Raw genomic sequence first — 22,467 nt, forward strand, 5'->3', positions numbered from 1 at the left:
TCTACTTATCAACACCACTATTATCTGCCTGCGCCTCAAGAAGTACAAGATACTGCCCGGAGAAAGGAATGGTTAAGCCCGGCTGTGCGGTATTTTTAAGATACGGACGGGGCATAATCAAGAAATACGGCGGCCTGAATCCCATTTTAAGACTCTCGCGCTCCACCCGCTCAATATATTTTCTGCCGCTATAATAATAGATAGTATCAAAAGAGCTCCAATCAAAACTGTAAAGCGCATGCCCCTGATCATTCTTTTTTATAAAAAGGCCTATTTCTTTCTCCTCTTTCGCATAAGGATAAGAGTAGGGAACGTTGGAAATAAAAAGCTGATAATAGGTGCTTAGCGCCCCCAAAAGCAGAAGAGCCGCAAAAACCGCAACTACGGCATAGCGTCCGGTGATACTTTGACGAATACTCCGATACCAAACTCCCCCTAGTGAGGACACTAACATACCTTCAAAAGGAAACAACGGAATAAGGTAAAAAATGAGCTTGGTGCGGGATATGGCAAAGGTAATAAAAATAAAAAGTGCGGAGAAGAGAGAGGCCAGCGCCAACCGGCGTTCCGGAAGCTGACCCAAACGTCTCCAAAAAATCCAAAGGCCGCCACCGATAGCCGCCAGAAACCAGGGCTCGTTCAAAAGCAAAAGTTGTTTTAAATAACTCCGGGTCGTAACCGATCCTCCCAGTATCGGAGCGGCAACACGTTCAAAGACATGACGCACAAGATACACGTCCCAAAAATCCTTGCCAAACTTTATGCTCTCACGCAGGTGCCAGGGCAGGATAATGATTAAAAAAATTATAGTCCCCAGCCAGAAGTACCAATCTCTAAGCCAGCGCCATTCTTTATACACTGCGCTAAATATCAAAATCACCGGCACTAAAAGCAGCGCCGGAAAACTGCGCAGCATCACTCCGATACCAAGAAAGAACCAAAATGGAGCCCAACGGGCAAGCCCGTGGTACCCATTCTTTACGGTCAAGCCTGATGGCTTGCCTGCTGGGGCGGAATCCCGCCCCAGAAAACCGCATTCATCCACGGGCAAACCCGTGGTCTTCTGGGGCGCGGATAAAAGATACCAATTCTTGTTTTTCCAGCCCCGTATAAATCCCCAGAGTCCAAAAATCATAGCGGCCGAGAGCGGAACGTCAAGACGCAGCTGCCTTGCGGCCGCGGGAAAAATTCCGGAAAAAAGCAGAATAAACCCTGACAGGACAGCCACTGTAAAATTATTGGTAAGCGTACGGGTCAGAAGATACACGCCGTAGACTGCCGCAACCCCAAAGAGGGCAGAAGGCAGACGCATAGCAAACTCATTCTCGCCGAGAACCTTTACGCTGCCGGCCGTCAGCCAAAAAAGAAGCGGCGGCTTATCAATCCAATCCTCGCCAAACCTTTTAAGAGACCAGAAATCGCCCCCCCGGATGGTATCCTTTACTACAATGGCATATTGCGCCTCGTCATAATCATAAAGAGGCAACGTACCAAGCTGCCAAAGGTGAAAAAAAAGAGAAAAAGTTATAAGGGCAAGAAGTATACTCTTTTGGCCCCAAGTAGTAGTAGACACGTTCTTAGTTTACTGCAACCCACCCTACTTGGTCTAGGTTCTTGTTGTAGTTATGAAATGGGGGAAAATCTCAAAACCCCGCGTAACGCGGGGTTTTGAGATTCGCAAAATATAAAGTTTACCCCCCCACCTTCCCGAATACTCTGTGGTCGAGTCTGACTCGACTGCGGTCTCTTACCCTCCCACCAAAATTTGGCGGGAGAGTGAACCGCAGGATGAAGGGGGTTTTCAAATCCTTCCGCTGGGTCCAATACCCCGCGGAAGGTGGGGGGGTTTATCTCTTTAGCTGCTGAATTTTATCAGTAACGGCTTTAATCTGGGTCTGCAAAAGTTTAAGCTGGGCTTTTTCAATTTGCTCCTTAATTACCTTAAGTTGAACGTCCGTTGGCGTCTGCACAGCCGCCTCAACTTTTGGTTTGGCTACGGGGCGCGGCAGAAGACGAATTCTCTCCTCCAATCTTAAGACCTGCTCCCGAAGCAAAACGGCTTGGCGCGCTTTTAATGATTCCTCCAAAAGCTCGCGGGTTTGCGCCTCTACCCTTGCTTGATCCTCCAGAAGCAAAACAAGCTCTTTTTGAAGTTCCTGAAGTCGCCCGCCTCCTGCCGTGTCTAACTCTGTCCTCATTTCTTTCAATCGTTTATCAATGCGGTTGGCCTCGTCTTCAATTGCTTTGGGACGCAAAGAGGCAACTGCCTGCTCCAGAAGCTTTTTTTGCTGCTCCAGTGTTTTTAGCATCTCCTCGGGCGGAGGTGTGGGTGCGGGTTTGGGCGCCGGTGCCGGTGGTTGCTCAACCTTTAACTTCAGGGTTTGCTCCTGAATTAATTTAAGTCTTTCCTTAATTAGTTTTAACTGAATAACCCGAAGCTGATCCTGAATTGCGCTCACACTGGCAAAACCAGAACTTGTGCCTAAGAAAAAGGCAAGCAGAAGAACGGCTAAAATAAGCTGGGGACGATTCATAGAATTATTTCTTCAAGGCGTTTATTTTCTCCTGAATAAGCTTAATCTGTTCCTGAATCAGACGCGCTTGAATAGCTTTAATTTGATCCTGAATAGCTTTCATTTGAGCTGCGCTGGCTTGCGGGGTTGGTGCGGGTGCCGGAGCAGGTGCGGGCGCTGGGGCCGGCACAGGAGTTGACTGACCCTTTTTTAAACCCTCAATTTTGGCCTGAATCTCTTTAATTTTTTCCAAAATGGATTGTGGTGTCACAGGAGCCGGAGATGGCGCTGGTGCAGGAACAGCTTGTCCCTTTTTTAACCCCTCAATTTTGGACTGAATCTCTTTAATTTTTTCCAAAATTGACTGGGCCGTAGGAGCGGCTGGCGCTAAAACAGCTTCCGGCGCCGGCGCAGTTCCAAACAGTTCATTTAGTTTTTTACGCGTTTGGGGACCAACGCGGCCCACCTGTGAAATCCCATATTTTGCCTGAAATCTCTTAACCGCTGCTGTAGTTGCCGGACCAAAATAACCCGTAACCAGTCCTTCCGGATAAATACTTTTATCACGCGACAGGAGATCTTGAAGCTGTTTTACGGCATCATCCCGCATTCCCGGGGCAAGATCACGGGCAAAAACCCCAAAAGCCGGCGGCACGGCCCCAAATTTGGGCGCACCCGGAGTCAGAGCAAGCTTCTGGGCAATCTTGGTTTGGAGTTCAGAAATCTGGGTCTTGAGTTGAGCGACTTTAGAAACGGTTTCTGTAGTAGGAGTTGGGGGGCCTGATGGAGCGCCGCCTCCTCCGCCACCTCCTCCGCCGCCGCCTCCACCTCCTCCTCCGCCGCCGCTGCCGGTTCCTGTTCCTCCACCAGAACTGCAGGTACCAGACGGAGTAACTGTTACCGTGGTCTGGCTGTTTGGATCCCGAATAGTTATAGTGGATTCGCTAGAAGTACAAGTTGTGGTTACGGTTATAGAGGTTGGCGCATCATGAGTGAATTTCTTCCTATCGCCGGATGAGAGCGTTACCCGCCCACCGGAAGACATGGTAAAGGAAAAGGTCGTGGAGTTAACATTAAAAGAATCAAGCAGGGTATCGCGCATGGTGTACTGCGAACCATCGTCTGGCAACTGTAAGGTTACGTCGCTTTCCAGCGAAACGTCTGCTGCCCAAACCGCAAAAGGAAAAAGCCACACCGCTAAGAAAAACCATATTGTAAGAACCGCAAGGATTCTTTTCATAAAAAGAGTAAAATTCTTAAGACCTTTTGCACAATTTGCAGCCAAAATTCTGGAATTGCAGTAGTATTGTTATTGTGCAAGAGATCTTTAAGTGCTAATTACCTAGCGGCAAGCCGCACCCTGCCACACGGCAGGACCATTAGTAGTTGTGGCGACCAGACTGAAAACATTGCCATCCACATCTTCCATTTCAATGCACCCTCCTTTTCCGTTTGCTCCTGTAGCCGGACTGGACGAGTAAATGCGCAGAGTAGCGGTGGCTGCCTGACTGCTAATAAGGACAAGGCCGTCACCATCTACAGACAATTTTGCTCCCGGAGTTGAAGTGCCAATACCTATTCGTGCTTGGGAATCAACTACAAAGGTTGAACTCGCGCTTGAGGAACCAATTACCAAAGCATTTAAACCCCCAAAAGAGTTGACAGCAAACATGGCACTGGGGGTAGAGGTGGCAATACCAACTCTTGCGGGACGACCGGCGCTCTGTGACCCAACAGCCAGAAGAGGAAGACCATAACTAGCGGTAGAGGTAGCAAAACTAAAGCCGTTTAATACGTTGGTATTAACAGTGGCCGTGGCGGAGTTGGAAAAAGTAACGGAGTTTGAGGTAACAGTAAGGGTATCAGCGGCAGCATCTCCTATGGTTACGTTGCCGTAAAATGTTGCGGCCGCGCCCACTAGCAGGGTGCTGGATGCATGCAGTGTTCCGTCAAACCACACAATACCGTCAAACTCCGCTTGCCCCTCTACAAAGAAACTATCATCTGCCAAGGACGTGATGTGGCCGGGGTCGGAGTCCGCTCCAATACGGGCGCCAGATGTTACACTAAGGTCGGCGTTGGCCGAGACATTGCCCGTTGAGGTAAGGGTTCCGCCCACGGATACGTTGTTGCCAATAGTAGTTGCCCAGACGCTTACTCCTACAGCAAGAGTTGCGCCTAAAACCAAGGCAAAAATAAATGAAGTCGTACTTTTTAAACGCGGCGTCCTGAAATTTGCGCGGCGAGTCGTCTTTTTAGATAAGATATGACGAGACGAAGTGTGCTTTCGCATAGTTTTATATAATGAGGCCCCAAAAAGAGGCGCATAGAATTGTCGCATCTTTGCGGGACAAAAAATTAAATTAATAAATCCACGAGTTTTAATAATTTGACCTACTTTTCTTATTTTACCCCCTACATATAGGGTGTAAATAGCAAAACCTGTGGATAACTCAAAGCCCGCTTTTAGGCGGGCTTTGAGTTATTTAAGTGGTGGTGCAGACAAAAAACCCCGTTAGAGATAAGTCCCGACGTGACGTCGGGACTGCCGATACCCAAGGCATCGGATCTCTAACGGGGCAAGCAAGATTCCGTAAAAGTAAAGACCCCTTTGAGGGGGTCTTTACCGCTAGCACAAGGATCTAGCTTAGGAAGTCAAACTTCCCTTAGTTTGAGAAGACGTTGGAAGACAGGTTGGTAGATGGAAGTCCTGGTACAAGGAAGCCGTTAGTCCAGTCAGTGGTTGAGGTTGCGGTTGAAATCGTGGTAGAGGTTGACATCGCTGACCACACAAAGTCGTTGTGAATGGCTGCGTTGCCCGAATCAATACCAAGCGCAACCGTAGCTGCTGTACAAAGCTTACCTCGCCCGGAATCGTGACAGCCTGTATTACCAAGCGCTTGGTCAGCCGTTGTGCTGGGGTTGGCTACGTGAGCAGGACGAGCGGCATCACCTTCAAGTTGTACGGTAATGGAGTTACCAGTTCCGGATCCGGGGTTAGTAATGTCTCCACGAAGCTCAAAGTATCGGGTTGCTCCGGCAGGAACAACGATTGCTTCGGTTGTGGAGGCAAGATTAGCCACCGGGCCAAAGAACCATACTACTTCACCAGTACCGCCACCTGCGGTTGAAGGAGCTGCCGGTGTGTTGGACGCAGTTGAGGTTACAGCCGTAGTAGCTACGTTACAACCGTTGGTGTCATTGTCTAAGTTAGACGAACCAGCACAATCAACATTGGAGCTATGAAGCGGGTTATTGTCATACGCCTTAACCGAGAATCCAGAGTCAGTGTAGCCGTAAACGTTGAAGTTAGAAGATGTTGCCGAAACCGTAGAAGACGATACCAAGAAGGTGAATTTGTAGAGCGCAATTGGTCCTGCCGCATCTGCCGTTACCTTAAAGCGATACATTACGGCAGCGGTTTGCGGAAGCGTAGTTGAAGGAACGGCAATTTTCTCAATTGTGGGTATAGATTTCATGATCTGCATGCCATTTCCCTGAACGCTGGGGCCGCTGGCCTGACCCAATCTCGCGCCTGACGACACACCAGTACCGGTTGAAGAACTGTTGGTGTCGTAGTTAATTGAGAGAATCCGACCGGCAGTGGTAGATGCTGTTACGCTGATGGTTCCTACGTCCGCCTTAACAGTAAGTATCTTATCTCCATCTTTTGGCACTACGAAAGGAGCAGAAAGGGTGGAGGTTGCAAACTGCGCAGTTCCTGCCCAAACCGCTTCACCAATCTTAGTGGCGCCGTCCCACAACGAAACTTTCGTAAAGTCAGAGCTGGATGCTGTGGTGGAGGCGAAAGTAAGGGTGACATCCGTAATATTTACCGCTTCATCAACCGCCGAGTACTTCAAGGCAAGCATAGGAACATCGGTCTTTCCTGAAAGAACCAGCGCTGCGGAAGGAGTGGCTCCATCCTTGGTTACGCTGAAAGAACCGGCAGATTTAATGGTCATAAGCGATCCGGTTCCCGTAGTAATGCTCTCGGTGATGCTTACACCTGTCTTTGCTCCGGAAGAACCAATGTTGGATGCGCCGGCATTAGTGCCCCAAGAATGGGTGCTATTGGCCGTTGCCGAGGAAGAAATGTTGCACTTAAGGTCAACTTTCTTAATGGTTCCTTTGGGAACAACAAGGTTGGTGGTAAGCGTGAAGGTGGTGTCATCAGTGGTTCCGGTTGAAGGATCGTCCGGGTTAACTACGTCGGATCCGCTGTTCAATTGCGTTGCGCCGTCATAGAGAATACAGCTATTCAACTCATCAAAAACACCGTTGGCTGATGCTGTATCTCGCAACTGGATGGAAGTAACCCGTACATCTTCACCTGATGCTACCGCATCAAAGATGTAGGTTGCGAAGTGGTATCCGTTAACTCCTTTTACTACGTTTTGCGCAAACGGCGTGTCGTTCACTGAAACTTTCAGCGCCGCCGGCTTTACGGTCTGACCATTGGCTTGCACCAAGGTGCTAGCCGGAGTTGCGCTAATCGTAAGCCCGGTTATCGTGCCTTTGGCAGTGGTGTTGGACGGGTTAACACCGACTCTAATAGTGTCATCCGCAACAAAGGAGGAATCAAGTTTGGCTTTTACAATATAAACATTGGCTCCTACTGGTGCGGTCCAGGTGTCTGTCCAAGCTACCTTACCACTGGCTGGGTCTTTAGGACCAGCAACAATTCCGCCCTTGCTATCATACAGGGATACGCTCGTAACATCAGTTGATGTTCCGTTACCGGTAAAGGTGAAGTTTAAATCTATGGCCGTGAACTGAATGGGCTCGCCTTTTACGTCAAAAGTAAGGGCGCCAATCTCAATGTCAGACACCTCAACCGGAATGTTTCCGGAAGCAATCTTGTTAGAGCTTGAGAGAAGCACTGATCCTTTATCAATTGTTCCGGCATAAGCGTTGAAGAATGGCTCCTGATTAGAGGAGAATGCTCCCGCGCCAGCCGTACCGGATGATCCGCCGCCTACCACAATGTGGTAGCCGTAAAGTCTGCCTTGTACCACAATGTCTGCCTTCTTAAGAATGTCAAAGTCAAAGGTTCTGCCCGAACCGTCAACAACATCAATTTTTACAGATAAATCAATGTTGCCTCCCTTAATAACTTTTATGGGTTCGGTAAATTTGACAATGTAGTATTTGCCGTCAGAAGAAAGCTCTGTTGGGTACTCTTTATCTCCGGCTTTTACCACTACGTTCTTAAGGTCGGATTTGGCTGCAGATCCGGCTTGGTTGAAGCGAATCTGCCTAAAGTCAACATCTTCTGCCGAACCAACCGATGCTTTAACAGATGCCGCGTAGTAACCAACTGTTCCTACGTTTTTGGTGTTGGCAGCACCGGGATCAAGCGAACCAATAGTCATGGTTACGCTTCCAATAGTCAGGGTGTTGTTGAAGGTCATTCCATTTCCGTCAATGGGGAACGTGCCGTTTACTTTAGAAGTACCGGCGTCTATGGAAAGAACAGTCAACCGTCCTACCTGACCGGTTTGGTTGGTTAGGGAAGAAGCCGAGTTTACTGCAATAGTAACTGTCTTGGAAGTACCTGCCTTAACCACCAAGCCATCCGTAAGGGTTGCTTTATGCTCCGAAGTTAAGGTCTTGGAGTTCCCAATCTGCGTTCCGTCCTCATCAAGGAGGAGAATCCCGTCAAAAGCTGCGTCGTCGGCAAGTCCGCGGCGCTCAACAACAACGTTTTTCACTGTTACGTCGCCGTCGGCGCTCGCCGTAAGAATCATTTTGACAAAAGGAACGCGTGAAGCAGACTGCGGAACCAATGTTGCCACTGGTTGTTCAGCCGGCGAAGTTACCGTAAGTCCGGAACCAACTGCTACTGAAACAGCTGGCGCTGCCGGAGCTCCGGGCGCTGCAGGAACTGCAGGCGCTGCCGCTACCACAGAATCATATTTGGCTCGTGAAATTGGACCAAAGTATCCTACGGCAGGCGATACGCCATTGGCTGCCTGCCATGCGGCTACTGCCGCTTTAGTTACACCACCGAAGTATCCGGTCGCGCCGCCAGAATAGGTGAAGTGGCCAGTACCGGTGAGATAGTTCTGTAGACATGTCACATCATCACCACGGGACCCCACCGTAAGGGCTCTGGTGAAAGAACACTTTGCTCCCGCACCTGCGGCTGGCGCTGCTGGCGCGCCGGAAAGTGCAAGAAGTTGTGCTTGGAGAGCTGCAATTTGCGCTGATAATTGCTCAATGGTGTGGGCCGTGGTGTGGTCCGCCACTGCGGCAATTGGCACTAAAACAGCTGCTCCGGAAATGGCAATAGTGCTTAGCACTGTTACCACTCTAAATTTTATACTCATAGGTTTATAAGTTCTATTTAATCTGGAAACCTATTCCTGCCTTCTGTAGTTACAGATTGCAGGAGGGCTTCCTGTGGACGAAGCGCTCATTTTTTATGTGTCGACGAATTGCACATAAACTAGGGGCGCTTTTTAATTTATTAATTGATAAACAAATAAATGTGGAGTCAAGCCTGCACCCGCGCTTCTTGCGAAGCACGAGATCGACCGGACCTTGAATCTCCAGACGATCAAATTTCTAAGTTATAAGATTTTTGCCTTTTAAGTTGTCAAGGTTCCCTCCGTTCAACCGTAAATCATTCTTGCAAGCCACATATCAAGCAAGTCTATCTTTTTAAGTATACCGGCCTGATATATGATTTGCAAACAAGCCCCTGTGGATATTGTAAACCAGCCCAAAAATGGCTTTCTTGCCGAAAATTATGAAAGGTAAAACATGCTAGTAACTTAATTATAAGTCCGGTGGGGAACCGCGCAAGCTGCATTTATCCACAGGCTTTTTTGATGATTTATATAAGCTATTACAGCAGTCAAAATCCGTCAATATTGTCAGATTTAAAGATTTGTTGTCTAGAGTATCAAGTTATCTGACAGTCTTTAAATACCTCCTAAACTCTTTGCCAACTTCGGAGTGTTTAAGCCCAAAATCTATTACTGCCCGTAGATAACCAAGCTTATCGCCGCAATCATACCACTCCCCTTTTACCTCGTAGGCGTAAAAACGGCCACCATCCTTTATATATTTATCAAGGGCTGGTGGGATGTAGATTTCTCCATTTGAGGCTGGTTTAACCTTGGCTAGGTACTCAAAAATCTCGGGGGTAAAAATATATTTAACAAATATGGCGAGGTTTGAGGGCGCTGTGCCCGGTTTTGGCTTCTCAATGGTGCCGGTAACCCGCCAAGTACGGGGCGCTATCTTTTTTCCTGCGATAACTCCGTATTTATGTATTTCGCTGTCAGATACTCTGGCTACTCCGACTACCGGCGCCCGATATTTTTTAAAAATACGTACTAGTTGTTTTAAGGCAGGGGGCTTGGCATCAATAATATCATCCCCTGACATAATCGCGACCGGCTCTTTACCCAGAAGAGGACGCGCCTGTAAAACCGCATCCCCAATACCGCGTGGCTCTTTTTGGCGCACAAAAGAAAAAAAGGCCATTGAGGATATTTTTCTAACGGTCCGGGCAAGCTCTGATTTGCCCTTTGCCTCAAGATATGATTCAAGCTCTGACGCATGGTCAAAGTGATCCTCAATCGCGCGTTTACCGCGCCCGGTAATTAAAATAACCTCTTTCATGCCTGAAGCCACTGCTTCTTCAACAAGGTACTGGATCACTGGCTTATCCACAATAGGCAACATTTCTTTGGGTTGGGCTTTAGTAGCGGGAAGAAATCTAGTCCCAAAGCCGCCCACCGGAATAATAACCTTTTTTATATCGGTCATTGGCTTGATGTCCTATAGTCCTTTGGTGCTATTGGACATTTTTATTAATTGAGTAGGTGGTCCAGCGTTTTTCTCCTTCTTTCCGGAGGATATCTTTTATAACCAAGTCCTGCAAGTCGCGCTGGATTGTTTTAGTGCTTATCCCAGCGAAATGCGGCACAAAATCGCTGATTTTTGCTTGTTGGGATTGCTTAAGATGCTCAAGAATCTTATGCTGCCGTTCGTTAATTGATTCGGAGATTGGTGTAAGTCCTTTGTCTTCTTTTGTTGCAAATTCCTCCCATGTAGGGAGTTCTTCTTTTTCTGATTCTCGGACAGGTTGCGATTCATTATTAGTAGTCTGGGTTGGGGTTATGATTTCTTCTTGTTTATTTTCGGTTGCCTTTTTTACCACATCCAGCTCACGATTAAAAAAATCAGCGAGAAAATCATATTCTCGCTCCAAAACCGTAATGTTTATAGGCTTCACAAAACGCAGGGAACGCGCAAGGCCTAGATATCCTTTTATGGTATGGATTTTAGCAATTATTGATGTTGCTTCTCGCTCAAAATCAGGCGAATAACCATATTCTGTGACGCCCCCAAAAATCTCGTTTGCTTTCTCCCGCAGGTTTTTTCGCAATACTTCCCCTTGCGGGAAAAAATCAGTAACGCGATAAAGAGCGAGAGTGAGTTCAAAAATTCTTCTGTGTAATTCTTTGGTTATTTTGGACTCCAACATACTTTTCAAGTCTACCTGTAAGCCAGAAAACATGTCAAATCACCACTTGACTATAGAGGTCGGACCTCTATAGAGTAAAAGATATGCACAACCAACAGGTACCAGAAGACAAATACTATCATGTTTATAACAGGGGCGTAGAGAAGAGAGATGTTTTTCTGAATAACTCAGATTACCATAGATTCTTATATCTTCTTTTTGCGTGCAATGATACTGCCCAACTTCTAAATTCCCAATTTCACTATAGAGGTCCGACCTCTATAGTAAATAAAGAACGAGATCAGCTTGTTGATATTATTTGTTTTTGTCTTATGCCGAATCACTATCATTTAATACTAAAACCAAGAAAAGAGAACGGTATGCCATTATTTATGCAAAAAATTGGCACCGGTTACACGATGTATTTTAATACAAAAAGGCAAAGAAGCGGTGTCTTATTTCAAGGCGGCTACAAATCTATATTAATTGATAATGAAGGCTATCTTTCCCATCTGACTCGCTACATCCATCTCAATCCAGCCGAGCTTATTGAACCAAAATGGAAAAAAGTAGGTATACTTAAAGCCAAAGAAACACACAAATTTGTAAAAGAGTATAAGTGGTCAAGTTACCGTGACTATCTGAATACACCACATTTTCCTCATTTGCTAAACGTGGAACTTATCAAAGAACTATTCCTGCCAAAACAAGAATACGAGTCTTTTGTCCACGAGTGGTTAGTTGATAATATAAATCTGTTGGGGCGATATACCCTTGAAGATTAACTATAGAGGTCGGACCTCTATAGAGATGGGGGACTTGACGTACGAAGGTCCTACTGATAGCATGCGGGTATGTTTAAAAGCCTCTTAAGATTTCTGGTGCCTGTGTTGGGAATTATTTTGATTGGGGGCGGGGTTTGGTACGGAATTCAGTACTGGCGGTATATAAATAGCGAGGAGTATCAGGCGATTAAATATACAAAGGAAATTACGAAAAAATATGCCGAAGATACTTTTGGCGGTGATACGCCGGAAGAAACTCTTCGGCTTTTTATTGATGCTTTGAAAAAGGGAGATACTGACCTTGCGGCTCGGTATTTTATTTTGGATAAACAGGAGGAGTGGAAAGAGGATTTGGCAAAGATTAAGGAGAAAGGGTTGCTAAAGGATATGATAAGAGATTTGGAGAGATTAGAAAAATCAAAAGAAGAGCCAGAAGAGGTCTTCTATGTTACAACCAACGAGGCAAATGTTGTCTCTGTTCAGTTGATAGTCGGTAAAAATCCGTATAGTAAGAAATGGAAAATTTACGAACTTTAAAATTGATAATGTATTACCTATTGGGAGGGACACTTTTTGTGCTCCCTCTTTTTGGATTTGCCTATGATGAAAAAACAACGCATCCAGCGCTTACTCAAGAAATAGTCAAGTTCTTTAATTTAAAATCTAAAGATTTAAAGATTTCGGATGAGGACACGGAATATATTATTCAGGGAAGTATTGACGAGGACGCCGGAGCAAGATGGATGTATCACTTTTATGACCCCGTTTATAATCGCGGTTTATCGCTAGTACGACAATGGCGAAGCTCAAAAGATTGGGGACAGAATACGCTCGCGCAAGCAAAATATGATGTGGGTTTTGAGGCAAAAAGTCTTGGTGGAACACTTGGGCCACTTTTTGGTTCAAAAACCGATTATTCTTGGGAACGAGGGATTTATGAATATGCATGGGGAAATAAAAAATGGGGTCTTCTTTCGCTTGGACATATCCTGCATCTGATTGAAGATGCAACTGTGCCGGATCACTCCAGAAATGATCCGCATCCACCGATTTTAGACTGGGGAAGCCCCTATGAGAACTGGACTAAAAAATTTGATAGACAAACAATAAATCCTGGAGAGATAGCCGACGAAAAACTTATTATTCTGAATAGTCTAGACGACTATTTTAATAAGTCAGCTTCCTATTCAAATAACTATTTTTTCAGTAAAGACACAATATTTTCAAAAGAGTACATTTCCCCTACTGTTATTGAAAAAGGAATAGAGAAATTAAGTGACGGCAGAAACTACTCATTTGGTTATGGGGAAGATTCGAAAGGCAATAAATTTAGACTCATACAAATCAAGGAAAGTCCCTGGCAAGATCCTGAATATTCGTTAAAGGATCCGGACCTTAAAATCCTCTCCGACTACTGGTCCCTTCTCTCCAAACAAGCCGTGCTGAACGGCGCCGGAGTGGTAAAACTTTTCTTTGATGAGGTGGAGAAAGAAAAACAAACGCGGGCCCTATACAATAAAAATCGCTCGTGGCTGGGAAAACAAATTGACAAATTTAAGCGAGACTCGTTTAAAACCGCTAACGTACTTTACGGGATAACCCCCAAGCTGGAGGATTTGGAGGAAAAAGTAACTACCGAGGTCTCGCCTCCAAAAGGAGGAGAAACCTCAACCACCATTATAGAAACACCATCAGTTCTTGAACCACCGAAAGTTAAACCCGCTGAGGTCTCGCCTCCTACAGTGACAGCAGTAGAAACCTCAAAACAAACACCCCCACCCGCAGAAACTAAACAACCGCCGCTATCCCCTACTCAACCCAAGCCATCAGCAAACACCTCTTCCTTTCTTCCTATTGCCGGCGCCGGTGGAGGAAGAAAAGACGACGAACCGCCGAGTCCCCCTCACATCATTACCGAACCCTCCCAAGATAACCTTATTTTTGCCACAACCACCATTACTTTCCGCGGCCGAGCAGAAAGAAAGACAACCGTCATCAACAGCTTCTCTGCAAACACCGTCAAGGTGGCTGATGACGAAAACTGGTCATTAACTCTGGGTCCTCTGCCGCAGGGAACTACTACTATAGACTTTTCTGCAAAGGACGAGGCGGGAAATAAATCCCAAAGCAAGTCGCGGACCGTATTTATAGACACCACCGGTCCCCAAATATCCCTTACTATAAATGAATGCGGCCAGTCCCTCTCATCGTCATCCTGCCTCACCCCTAAAACAACCCTGAACCTGGAGTGGTCCTCCACCGACCCGGAGTTGAGTCACTTTTTACTGGAATGCGAAGCCAACGGCTCCGCATGCCAAAACTTCAATATCTCGCAAACCAACGCCACCACCACGACCTACAGCGTGCCCGGCGATAATACTATCTATACGTTCAAGGCCCGCGCCGTGGATATACGAGGAAACGTAAGCCCAACCGAAACTAAAACCGTAGAAATAATCTCGCGGCCGTTGATTATTAACGAAATCGCCTGGATGGGAACATCAGCCACCCGATCTAGCGACGAATGGTTGGAGATCCACAACACAACGGATAAAACAATAAATCTTGCCAATTGGGTGCTGCGCTCCGAAACTGATCAGACACCCTATATACAACTCTCCGGCAGCATTGGCGCAAAAAGTTTCCTTATCCTTGAAAGAACCGACGATAACACCATCTCCGATATAACTGCGCACCAAACCTACACCGGCGCCCTGGAAAATAGCGGCGAGGTAGTGGAGCTTCTTTATGCCTCAACCACTATTGATAAAACTCCGGAAATTTCAACCTGCGGCGGCTGGTGCGCGGGTGTGGCTGGCGGACAATACCTGACCATGGAGCGCTACGAACCCCTATCTTCCGGAACTGACGCGTCAAATTGGAATTCGTGGGGAGGATTTTTAGCCAATGGGAAAAACGCGGATAACGCGGCTATAAACGGCACGCCGGGCAAGCGCAACAGCATAAATTATTTAATTACCAAAGACGGCTCAACGCTCGCGCAAAATAAAACCCTCAAAAAATCCGGCGGCCCGTATCTTGTTACTACCGATTATATAGTTAATAGCGGCATAACCCTCACTATAGATCCGGGCGTGGTCGTAAAATTTTATAACGGCGCATCGGCTCTTATTATAAACGGAACCCTAAAAGCCGAAGGAACCTCTACCGATAAAATTGTCTTTACTTCTTTCAAAGATGATAGCTACGGCGGCGACATGAATCAGGACGCCGCCGCGACCACGCCGCAATACGGAGACTGGGGAACAATAAAAATCGCGGGAAGCGGATCATTTGATCAAACCCTTGTCCGCTACGGCGGCGTAAAAGACTCCTCCTCAAATTTCTGGGCCAATATAAGATCCAGCGCCGGATCAGTAGTGATTAAAAACTCAACTATTGAAGAGGCTGGAGTTTATGGCTTGTGGTTCAACAATGCTTCGGCCAGCATCCAATCAAGCACTATTAAAAATAATACGCATGATAATCAGGCATCCGGAATTGTGGTGGGCGGCGGCTCGCTCACAGAAATTAAAAACTCTGTTGTTGAAAATAATCTTTCGGCGGGCATCCTCCTTACCAACTCCACCACCACAACCATCAGCGACTCTCTTGTCCAAAACCATCAAAGCTCGGCAAGTTCGCGGGGACTTTCTCTTGTCTCCTCCTCGCCATCTATTAAAAATACAACTTTTAAAAACAATACCGTCGCTATTGAGGCAGACGGCAGCTCTTCAGTTTCCAACGGCGGAGGAATTATTTTTGAAGGCAATACCACCAATACCGTACCAGCAAACCTGATTCCATAAAAATCCATTTATGGTATTATTAAGTATCTATTTAAAAATAAGTAAAAATATATGGCCAACTATAAAGCAATAACAAATTTTGAGTTTTTTAACAGCTGTCCCGATACCCCACCATGTCGTTGCCAACTCATCCCCACAAAAATTAAGCTGAGGTATAAAATTGCGGGCCAACCACCGGTTGACGTTGACAGGACCAGCGGCAGTGACGCAATCACCGATCTAACTGCCGAAGGCTGGACCTTTGTGCCTCCACCAACTATTGCCGAGCCGGAATCGGCCGCCAAAAGCGGCGACTTTGAATCGCTGGAACTGACCTATAGAGTATTCGCGTCTTGCACTTGTGAAATTACAGGTGAATGCCGTTCTAAAACCTTAGAACTTTCTGTTCACTACCAAAAGGGCAAGAGCACGCCCGATCCCACAATAACCGCCCACGAGGGCGCGCTTTTTGACTGTTCCGGGGACCTTAACCAACCAACGCCCACGCCACTTACCCCTTCAGCTTCTTCTGATAACGGAAGCCGCGCCGAAATAACTTTTAGTGTTTCTCTTCCCTGCGTAGGTTGCGGAGGCGGAGGGTGCGTTGTCAGATTTGGTGTAAAATACGACTACACCATGGAAAGCGATTGTTTTATTACTACCGCGGTGTATGGGACAGCTCTGCACCCTGAAGTCAAAATGCTTCAGGGCCTACGAGACAATATCTTAAGAAAAACCCGCTGGGGTAACATGTTTTTTACGGAATACTTCAGGGCCTATGACAAATTTAGTCCGGAAATAGCCGAGAAAATAAAAACAAATCCTGATATTAAAGAGGCAGTGCTTTGGGGTATTGTCCAGCCTTGGGTAAATTACCTGAAACTGGCCTTGCGAAGACCACAAAAATGGAATCTTGATAACTTAGACCATGAACTAAAAGAGTACCTTGAGACTATGAGACGGGAAATGGAAGAATGGCTTAGTGTTATCAAACCACCGGAGGACTTTTATAACATGAGTAACGCGGACATTGTCGACGAATTAAGTATTGCGCTTCTTGTTTTAAGAGGGGAGACAGACGCCTACCTTGAACGTCTAAGAAAACTGGGGGCCCTTCCGCTTTCTTTGTCAGCAGACCAACATAAAAACTTGTCGAAAAAGCTTATTAGTGGAGGATATAAACTTCCGCAGATAAACAAAATAATCAGTTTAGCAACCCAACACCCCGAGTCGCCTTGATTTTTCGTCCAAAAGTTGTACTATTTGGAAAGATAGCAGTGGCTACACGGAGCCCTGAATCCGAACACTCACAGGAGTTGATAATTGTTTTTCCGTGCTTGAATTCGCGGCCATTTTAAAATATAATATAGTAGAGAGTCACCCCGACAAAGGATCAGTGCAGTGCGAAAATTTATAGTAAGACTGGCGCTGCTTATCTTACTTCTGGGCTATGTGGTATATGCTCTTGGCCTTTTTTCAACGGCAGTAGGATTTTTGGGAGGGATTAGCAATTTTGCGGAAAGAGACAACAAGGCCATACAGCGCTACAATCAAGAAAAATTTTATAAAAAAAGATAGCGACCCGTGGGGCCGCTATTACTTATTACTCCCTCAAAAGGGCTGCTCTTTTTTACCCCTTTTCTCCAAAATCCTACAGGCCAGTTCCCAACAGTCATACGAGCAGACCCATCTTTTGATGCCGGACAACTGACCAACGTCAGGATGCGCAGGACAACTATAATCATAACCATATTTAGGCCTCTTACGCTCACACGTCTTGGTGGGTTTGAGGCAAATCCAGCACTTGACCCATGGCGCTTTGGGGGCGACGCAACGCGGCATCTTTCTCCTTTATTCCTAAGCCGGACTTTACTTAATTTTAACTAGGTTACAAAAAAAGTCAAGGTGGTTGACTTTCTAATATACTAATTGTAGAATTAAATTGTACTGTGAGGAGGCTGTAAATGAACCTTGAAAAAGCACGAAAACGAGCTACACATCAACCCCCTGAATGGACCAACACTTTTTGGTTTAAGGGCCTGAAGGAATTTGAGGATACGCAAAAAGGCAAACCCCAGCTTCCTAACTATACCCGCGTTCCGCACTCGCATCCGGACAACGCGGAGCTGGAACGCGCGTTAACTCAACTTGAGGACGGTTCACACACTCTTGTTTTTTCTTCTGGTATGGCCGCCATCACCACTACCCTTGACGCCTTGCTTCGCCCGGGCGACTCCCTAATCGCCGCCGAACCCTGTTATACCAGCACTTATCACAAACTGGAACAGCTAAAAAAAATAGGCATTGACGTACGATACCTTAATCTGCATAAACTGGGGGCATACTCGGATCGTCAGCTTCTGACTGCGGTTGAGGCTCTCACTGATAAAACCACGAAAATTTTTATTGGGGAAACGCCTGCTAACCCCCAAGTTCCGGTTATTTTTCTTGCGCCCTTGGTCTTCCTTGCTCAAAAACTGGGCATAATCCTTGCCATTGATAATACCTTTGCCTCGCCTTATAACCAAAGACCGCTGGAATGGGGCTGTGATATTTCGTTTGAATCTCTTACCAAATATTTTGATCGCGGACTTTTCTTGGGCGGTTCCACTAGTTGGCGTGAAGAAATTATTCAGCCCAAACTGCGCCGCTGGAAAGAATTCCGGGGACTTACCTTTGATATGCTCATTGGTTCTTATTACATGACTTGCGGCGGAACTTTTTCGCCTCCACTGGCCAAACGAGCTCTGGCCAACATGGAAACTCTGGAAAAAGAGGTGCGTAAACAAAACCTAAATGCTCTTGCTCTGGCCCACCTTCTGGAAGATATGGGATTTACGACCCACTATCCGGGACTAATTTCACACCCCCAAAACCTTATTTCATATTTTCAAATGAAAATGCGTGACGGCACTAATGGTTTTGGCTGCGTGGTGTCCTTTGACATCGGCAGTCTTGAGGCCGCCTTCCGCTTTTCTGAAGACATGGCCAAAGAGATTGCTCTGGCGGTAAGTCTGGGGTCAGCCAATACCACTTTTCAGCACCCGGCAGTAATGACGCACTCCACTATTCCCAGAAAAAAGCGTCTGGAGATGGGTATTACTGACGGCCTGATCCGTGTGTCCTGCGGCATAGAAGACACAGACTGGATTCTTTCACTTTTTGAAAAAAAACTAAAATCATTTTGCTGCATTCGCTAGCCCTATCGGGCTAGTATTTATATAATGAAGTCGTCTATGGAAACTAATTTCAAAAAAGAGTCAGCAGAACGTAAAAAGAAACGTACTCAAGTAGTTATCCGGCGTCTTAAGAAAAAGTACCCTGACGCCAAAATAATTTTAAATTTTTCCAGCCCGTGGGAACTTTTGGTGGCCGTGATTTTATCTGCCCAGTGCACCGATAAAAAGGTAAATGAAGTTACCGCGCGTCTTTTCAAGAAGTACCGGACACCGAACGACTATGTGAAGTCTAATTCGCGCGAATTAGAGAAGATAATCCGTCCTACGGGATTCTATCGCGCCAAGGCAAGAAACATTTTAGCCACCGCTAAAATCATTAAAGAAAAATTTAACGGAAAAGTTCCGCGCACGATGGCTGAAATGTTAACGTTAAAAGGCGTGGCGCGAAAAACCGCTAATGTAGTTTTGGGCAATGCTTACGGAGTGGTGGAAGGAGTTGCGGTAGATACGCATGTGCGAAGATTGGCGCAACGTCTCGGGCTTTCAGCAACAGACGATCCGGTAAAAATTGAGCAGGACTTAATGGCCCTCATTCCCAAAAAGGATTGGTTTAAAATCACTTATCTTTTAATTGATCATGGCCGCGCAATTTGCACCGCCAAAGATCCGCGATGCGACTTATGCCCGTTAAATGATCGTTGCCCATCCGCATTTCAGTTTCCAAGATTCAAGAAAAATAAATCCCCACACCTTCCTACGAGATATTAAACCCGCCCCCACCACCTATTATATGGGTGTGGATAACCCCCTTTGACAAAACTTGCGTCGTTTGAAAAAATAAACAACGTGGGGATTGGCGCGAGTGTCTGACCACAACTCTAAAGGCCCGGCGACCTAATCGCCTCTGGTCCACACCGACGTCAATCTCCCCCCACTTAGTTCGTTAAAACAAAAAATAGCGCACCAAGCGCACATCATCATCACCTTCGCGGCTATCCTTCTGGATAGCCGCCTATTATTTTGCCCCTGCCGCAATTCGCGTGCGGTTGTTAGTTTTTTTAACGTTTTTTGAGAATGTAACCCCTCCATCTCTCACATCAACCAGCACAGAGTCGCCGCCGCTAATTTTCCCGCCGATAATCTCCTGCGCCATAGGATCAAGAATAAAAGTTTGGATGGCGCGTTTAAGCGGCCGTGCGCCATACTGAGGGTCGTATCCCTTATCGGATACGAATTTTTTAAGCTCCGGGGTGAAAGAAACCGTAATTTCACGCATTCCCATCCTGTTTTTAACCCGCTCCAGCTGTATCTCCACAATTTTCTGAATTACAGCCGGAGTGAGCGAAGAGAAAATAATAATCTCGTCCAGCCGGTTCAGAAACTCCGGCCGGAAATGGCGCTCCAGGGCCTTACGGATTTTCTCCTTCATATCTCCTTCTTCTCTCTCCCGCGTGTCTTCGTCAGCCCCCATAAATCCGATTCGTCCAAGTTCCTGCGCATACTCGCCGCCAATGTTGGAAGTCATTATAATAATCGTATTTTTGAAGTTTATGGTGCGGCCCTTGGCATCAGTCAGACGGCCATTGTCCAGAATCTGCAGCAGGATATTGAAAACATCCGGATGTGCTTTTTCAATTTCATCAAAAAGCACAACCGCATAAGGCCGATGTTTAATAAGTTCAGTCAGTTGTCCGCCCTCTTCATACCCAACGTAACCCGGGGGAGAACCAATAAATTTAGAAACAGTGTGGCGCTCCATATATTCGGACATATCCACGCGGATTAAAGACTTCTCATCCGAAAAAAGAGATTCGGCCAAGGCCTTGGCTAGTTCAGTTTTCCCTACGCCCGTAGGACCGAGAAATATAAAGGAACCGATCGGACGATTTTCCTCGGCAATCCCCGCGCGGGAGCGCCGGACGGCATTGGCAATTTTTTGTATGGCCTCATTCTGACCAATGACGCGTCTTTTGAGCTCTTCTTCAATTTTAAGAAGCCTAGATGCTTCAGATTCCAAAATTTTAGTAACCGGAATCCCGGTCCAGCGAGCCACAATTGTACCGATATCATCCTCCACCACCTCCCCACGCAAGAGGTGACGCGAATTCTGCAGTTTTATCAGTTGTTTTTCTGTATCATGAAGTTTTTTCTCAAGCTGAGGGATTTTACCATAACGAAGCTCGGCCACCTTTCCAAACTCTCCTGCACGCTCCGCAATATCAGATTCCTGACGTGTAGAGTCAAGGTCTTTTTTAAAAACGCGGACATTGGCAATGGTTTCTTTTTCTTCTTTCCATGATTTTTCAAAATCCTCGGTGCTCTTTTGAAGTCCGGTAATATCCGACTCAATTTTTTTAAGGCGCTCGCGGGATTTTTTATCGTGCTCTTTTTTTAAGGCTTCCTTTTCAATCTCCAGTTTCATTATTTTGCGGCGGGAGTCATCAAGTTCTTTAGGAAGACTATCCATTTCCAGCCTCAAAGAAGAAGCCGCCTCATCCATCAGATCAACGGCCTTATCCGGCAAAAACCTATCCGTGATGTAGCGGGATGAAAGCTGGGCCGCGGCCACCAGTGCCCCATCTGTAATTTTTACTCCGTGGTGCGCCTCGTACTTTGGTTTTAGCCCACGCAAAATCGCAACGGTATCGTCCACGCTCGGCTCATCCACATAAACCGGCTGGAAACGCCGCGCCAGGGCCGGATCCCGCTCAATATGGCGCTGATATTCTTTAAGGGTGGTTGCGCCAATAGCATGCAGTTCACCCCGCGCCAGAGCCGGTTTTAGCATATTGGAAGCATCAATCGCGCCCTCGGCTGCTCCTGCGCCAACCAAAGTATGCAGCTCGTCAATAAAAATTATGTATTTGCCCTGACTGCGCTCAATTTCGCGCAGAATTGCTTTTAGTCTGTCCTCAAATTCTCCGCGATATTTTGTTCCGGCAATTATGGCCGCAAGATCAATGGCTATCAACTCTTTATCTTTCAGTGTCTCTGGCACGTCTCCGGAAACAATGCGCTCGGCCAAACCCTCGGCAATCGCGGTTTTCCCCACTCCGGCCTCGCCAATTAACACCGGATTATTTTTGGTGCGGCGCGACAAGACCTGCATCACGCGCCTGATTTCTTCATCCCGGCCAATTACCGGATCAAGTTTTTCCTGACGAGCAAGACGGGTCAAGTTGCGCGCGTATTTTTCCACTACATTATATTTAGTCTCCGGTTCCATATCCGTAATCCTCTGCCCGCCTCTTAACTCGGCTAAGGCGCGCAAAACAATTTCTTTATTCAAACCCTCGCGATCCAAAATTTCTTTGGCGCGGGAAGGAACTTCAAGCAGGGAGAGAAAAAGATGCTCGGTGGAAATAAATTCGTCTTTTAACTGCGCGGCCTCACGATGAGCCTGCTCAATTATTTTGGCAAGGTCCTGCGTCAAATAAACCTGTCCCAAGGGGGTGGCAATCATGGCCCCTCGCGGCATGGCATCCAGCGTCTCCAAAAGCCTGTCAATAAAAGACGGTATATCAATTTCAAGTTTTTCCAAAATGGCATCCACCGTGCCTTCTTCCTGAAGCACAAGCGCGGCAAACAAATGCAGCACATCAATTTGCTGATGTGATCTTTCCAGGGCCAAATCATGCGCTTTTTTAAGCGCCTCTTGGGCTTTAATGGTAAATTGTTGAAAAGGCGGCATATACAAGCTTTTAGCTTCCTAGCTTATAG

15 protein-coding genes are annotated in these 22,467 nt (G+C 46.6%); 7 read left to right on the top strand and 8 right to left on the bottom strand.

All coding sequences use genetic code 11. The features are described from left to right. Window position 1 precedes the first annotated feature (1 nt). The 7 genes from HYW89_00900 to HYW89_00930 all read right to left on the bottom strand — a co-directional run bounded on the left by HYW89_00900 (window position 2) and on the right by HYW89_00930 (window position 11,016). Window positions 2-1,573: a glycosyltransferase family 39 protein gene (locus HYW89_00900; GenBank protein QQG45483.1), complete on the bottom strand. Its 1,572-nt coding sequence runs from the start codon at window positions 1,571-1,573 to the stop codon at window positions 2-4. A 274-nt stretch (window positions 1,574-1,847) separates the two neighbouring features. Continuing rightward, a complete protein-coding gene (locus HYW89_00905; GenBank protein QQG45484.1) occupies window positions 1,848-2,534 on the bottom strand; it encodes a hypothetical protein in 687 nt (228 codons plus the stop codon). Window positions 2,535-2,538: 4 nt separating this feature from the next. After that, the gene (locus HYW89_00910) at window positions 2,539-3,753 is read right to left on the bottom strand and encodes a peptidoglycan-binding protein (GenBank protein ID QQG45485.1); all 1,215 of its coding nucleotides are present in this window, start codon (window positions 3,751-3,753) and stop codon (window positions 2,539-2,541) included. Window positions 3,754-3,855: 102 nt separating this feature from the next. Then, entirely contained in the window at window positions 3,856-4,806 is a 951-nt protein-coding gene (locus HYW89_00915; protein ID QQG45486.1) for a hypothetical protein, read from the bottom strand. Window positions 4,807-5,179: 373 nt separating this feature from the next. Then, window positions 5,180-8,845, bottom strand: a complete 3,666-nt coding sequence (locus HYW89_00920) for a peptidoglycan-binding protein (protein QQG45487.1) — start codon at window positions 8,843-8,845, stop codon at window positions 5,180-5,182. A 583-nt stretch (window positions 8,846-9,428) separates the two neighbouring features. Further along, entirely contained in the window at window positions 9,429-10,295 is an 867-nt protein-coding gene (gene galU, locus HYW89_00925) for a UTP--glucose-1-phosphate uridylyltransferase GalU (protein QQG45488.1), read from the bottom strand. 28 nt (window positions 10,296-10,323) lie between these two features. Then, window positions 10,324-11,016 (bottom strand): DeoR family transcriptional regulator, encoded by a 693-nt coding sequence (locus tag HYW89_00930; GenBank protein ID QQG45489.1) that lies wholly within the window; start codon window positions 11,014-11,016, stop codon window positions 10,324-10,326. Window positions 11,017-11,099: 83 nt separating this feature from the next. Between HYW89_00930 and HYW89_00935 the strand changes: the two genes are divergently transcribed. The 7 genes from HYW89_00935 to nth all read left to right on the top strand — a co-directional run bounded on the left by HYW89_00935 (window position 11,100) and on the right by nth (window position 19,515). After that, complete coding sequence (locus tag HYW89_00935; protein ID QQG45490.1) at window positions 11,100-11,780, top strand: transposase; 681 nt, start codon at window positions 11,100-11,102, stop codon at window positions 11,778-11,780. A 69-nt stretch (window positions 11,781-11,849) separates the two neighbouring features. After that, window positions 11,850-12,317, top strand: a complete 468-nt coding sequence (locus HYW89_00940; GenBank protein ID QQG45491.1) for a hypothetical protein — start codon at window positions 11,850-11,852, stop codon at window positions 12,315-12,317. Between the two features lie 8 nt (window positions 12,318-12,325). Continuing rightward, window positions 12,326-15,589 carry a right-handed parallel beta-helix repeat-containing protein gene (locus HYW89_00945; protein ID QQG45492.1) on the top strand — a complete coding sequence of 1,088 codons (3,264 nt, stop codon included), beginning with the start codon at window positions 12,326-12,328 and terminating at the stop codon, window positions 15,587-15,589. A gap of 51 nt (window positions 15,590-15,640) precedes the next feature. Further along, the gene (locus HYW89_00950) at window positions 15,641-16,807 is read left to right on the top strand and encodes a hypothetical protein (protein ID QQG45493.1); all 1,167 of its coding nucleotides are present in this window, start codon (window positions 15,641-15,643) and stop codon (window positions 16,805-16,807) included. Between the two features lie 162 nt (window positions 16,808-16,969). Further along, complete coding sequence (locus tag HYW89_00955; protein QQG45494.1) at window positions 16,970-17,146, top strand: hypothetical protein; 177 nt, start codon at window positions 16,970-16,972, stop codon at window positions 17,144-17,146. A 386-nt stretch (window positions 17,147-17,532) separates the two neighbouring features. Then, window positions 17,533-18,768, top strand: coding sequence for a PLP-dependent transferase (locus HYW89_00960; GenBank protein QQG45495.1), 1,236 nt, complete (start codon window positions 17,533-17,535; stop codon window positions 18,766-18,768). 36 nt (window positions 18,769-18,804) lie between these two features. Next, a complete protein-coding gene (gene nth, locus HYW89_00965) occupies window positions 18,805-19,515 on the top strand; it encodes an endonuclease III (GenBank protein QQG45496.1) in 711 nt (236 codons plus the stop codon). Window positions 19,516-19,762: 247 nt separating this feature from the next. Here nth and clpB read toward each other — a convergent pair whose 3' ends face one another. Continuing rightward, entirely contained in the window at window positions 19,763-22,438 is a 2,676-nt protein-coding gene (gene clpB, locus HYW89_00970) for an ATP-dependent chaperone ClpB (protein QQG45497.1), read from the bottom strand. Window positions 22,439-22,467 lie beyond the last annotated feature (29 nt).

The sequence above is a fragment of the Candidatus Sungiibacteriota bacterium genome (assembly GCA_016432465.1).
Taxonomy (GTDB): Bacteria; Patescibacteriota; Minisyncoccia; order Sungbacterales; family HO2-52-23.

What these genes read in the sequence shown, in the direction of transcription:
- HYW89_00905 (QQG45484.1), bottom strand. Translation starts at nt 2,534, where the DNA reads ATGAATCGTCCCCAGCTTATTTTAGCCGTTCTTCTGCTTGCCTTTTTC.
- HYW89_00910 (QQG45485.1), bottom strand. Translation starts at nt 3,753, where the DNA reads ATGAAAAGAATCCTTGCGGTTCTTACAATATGGTTTTTCTTAGCGGTG.
- HYW89_00915 (QQG45486.1), bottom strand. Translation starts at nt 4,806, where the DNA reads ATGCGAAAGCACACTTCGTCTCGTCATATCTTATCTAAAAAGACGACT.
- HYW89_00920 (QQG45487.1), bottom strand. Translation starts at nt 8,845, where the DNA reads ATGAGTATAAAATTTAGAGTGGTAACAGTGCTAAGCACTATTGCCATT.
- galU (QQG45488.1), bottom strand. Translation starts at nt 10,295, where the DNA reads ATGACCGATATAAAAAAGGTTATTATTCCGGTGGGCGGCTTTGGGACT.
- HYW89_00930 (QQG45489.1), bottom strand. Translation starts at nt 11,016, where the DNA reads ATGTTGGAGTCCAAAATAACCAAAGAATTACACAGAAGAATTTTTGAA.
- HYW89_00935 (QQG45490.1), top strand. Translation starts at nt 11,100, where the DNA reads ATGCACAACCAACAGGTACCAGAAGACAAATACTATCATGTTTATAAC.
- HYW89_00940 (QQG45491.1), top strand. Translation starts at nt 11,850, where the DNA reads ATGTTTAAAAGCCTCTTAAGATTTCTGGTGCCTGTGTTGGGAATTATT.
- HYW89_00945 (QQG45492.1), top strand. Translation starts at nt 12,326, where the DNA reads ATGTATTACCTATTGGGAGGGACACTTTTTGTGCTCCCTCTTTTTGGA.
- HYW89_00950 (QQG45493.1), top strand. Translation starts at nt 15,641, where the DNA reads ATGGCCAACTATAAAGCAATAACAAATTTTGAGTTTTTTAACAGCTGT.
- HYW89_00960 (QQG45495.1), top strand. Translation starts at nt 17,533, where the DNA reads ATGAACCTTGAAAAAGCACGAAAACGAGCTACACATCAACCCCCTGAA.
- nth (QQG45496.1), top strand. Translation starts at nt 18,805, where the DNA reads ATGGAAACTAATTTCAAAAAAGAGTCAGCAGAACGTAAAAAGAAACGT.
- clpB (QQG45497.1), bottom strand. Translation starts at nt 22,438, where the DNA reads ATGCCGCCTTTTCAACAATTTACCATTAAAGCCCAAGAGGCGCTTAAA.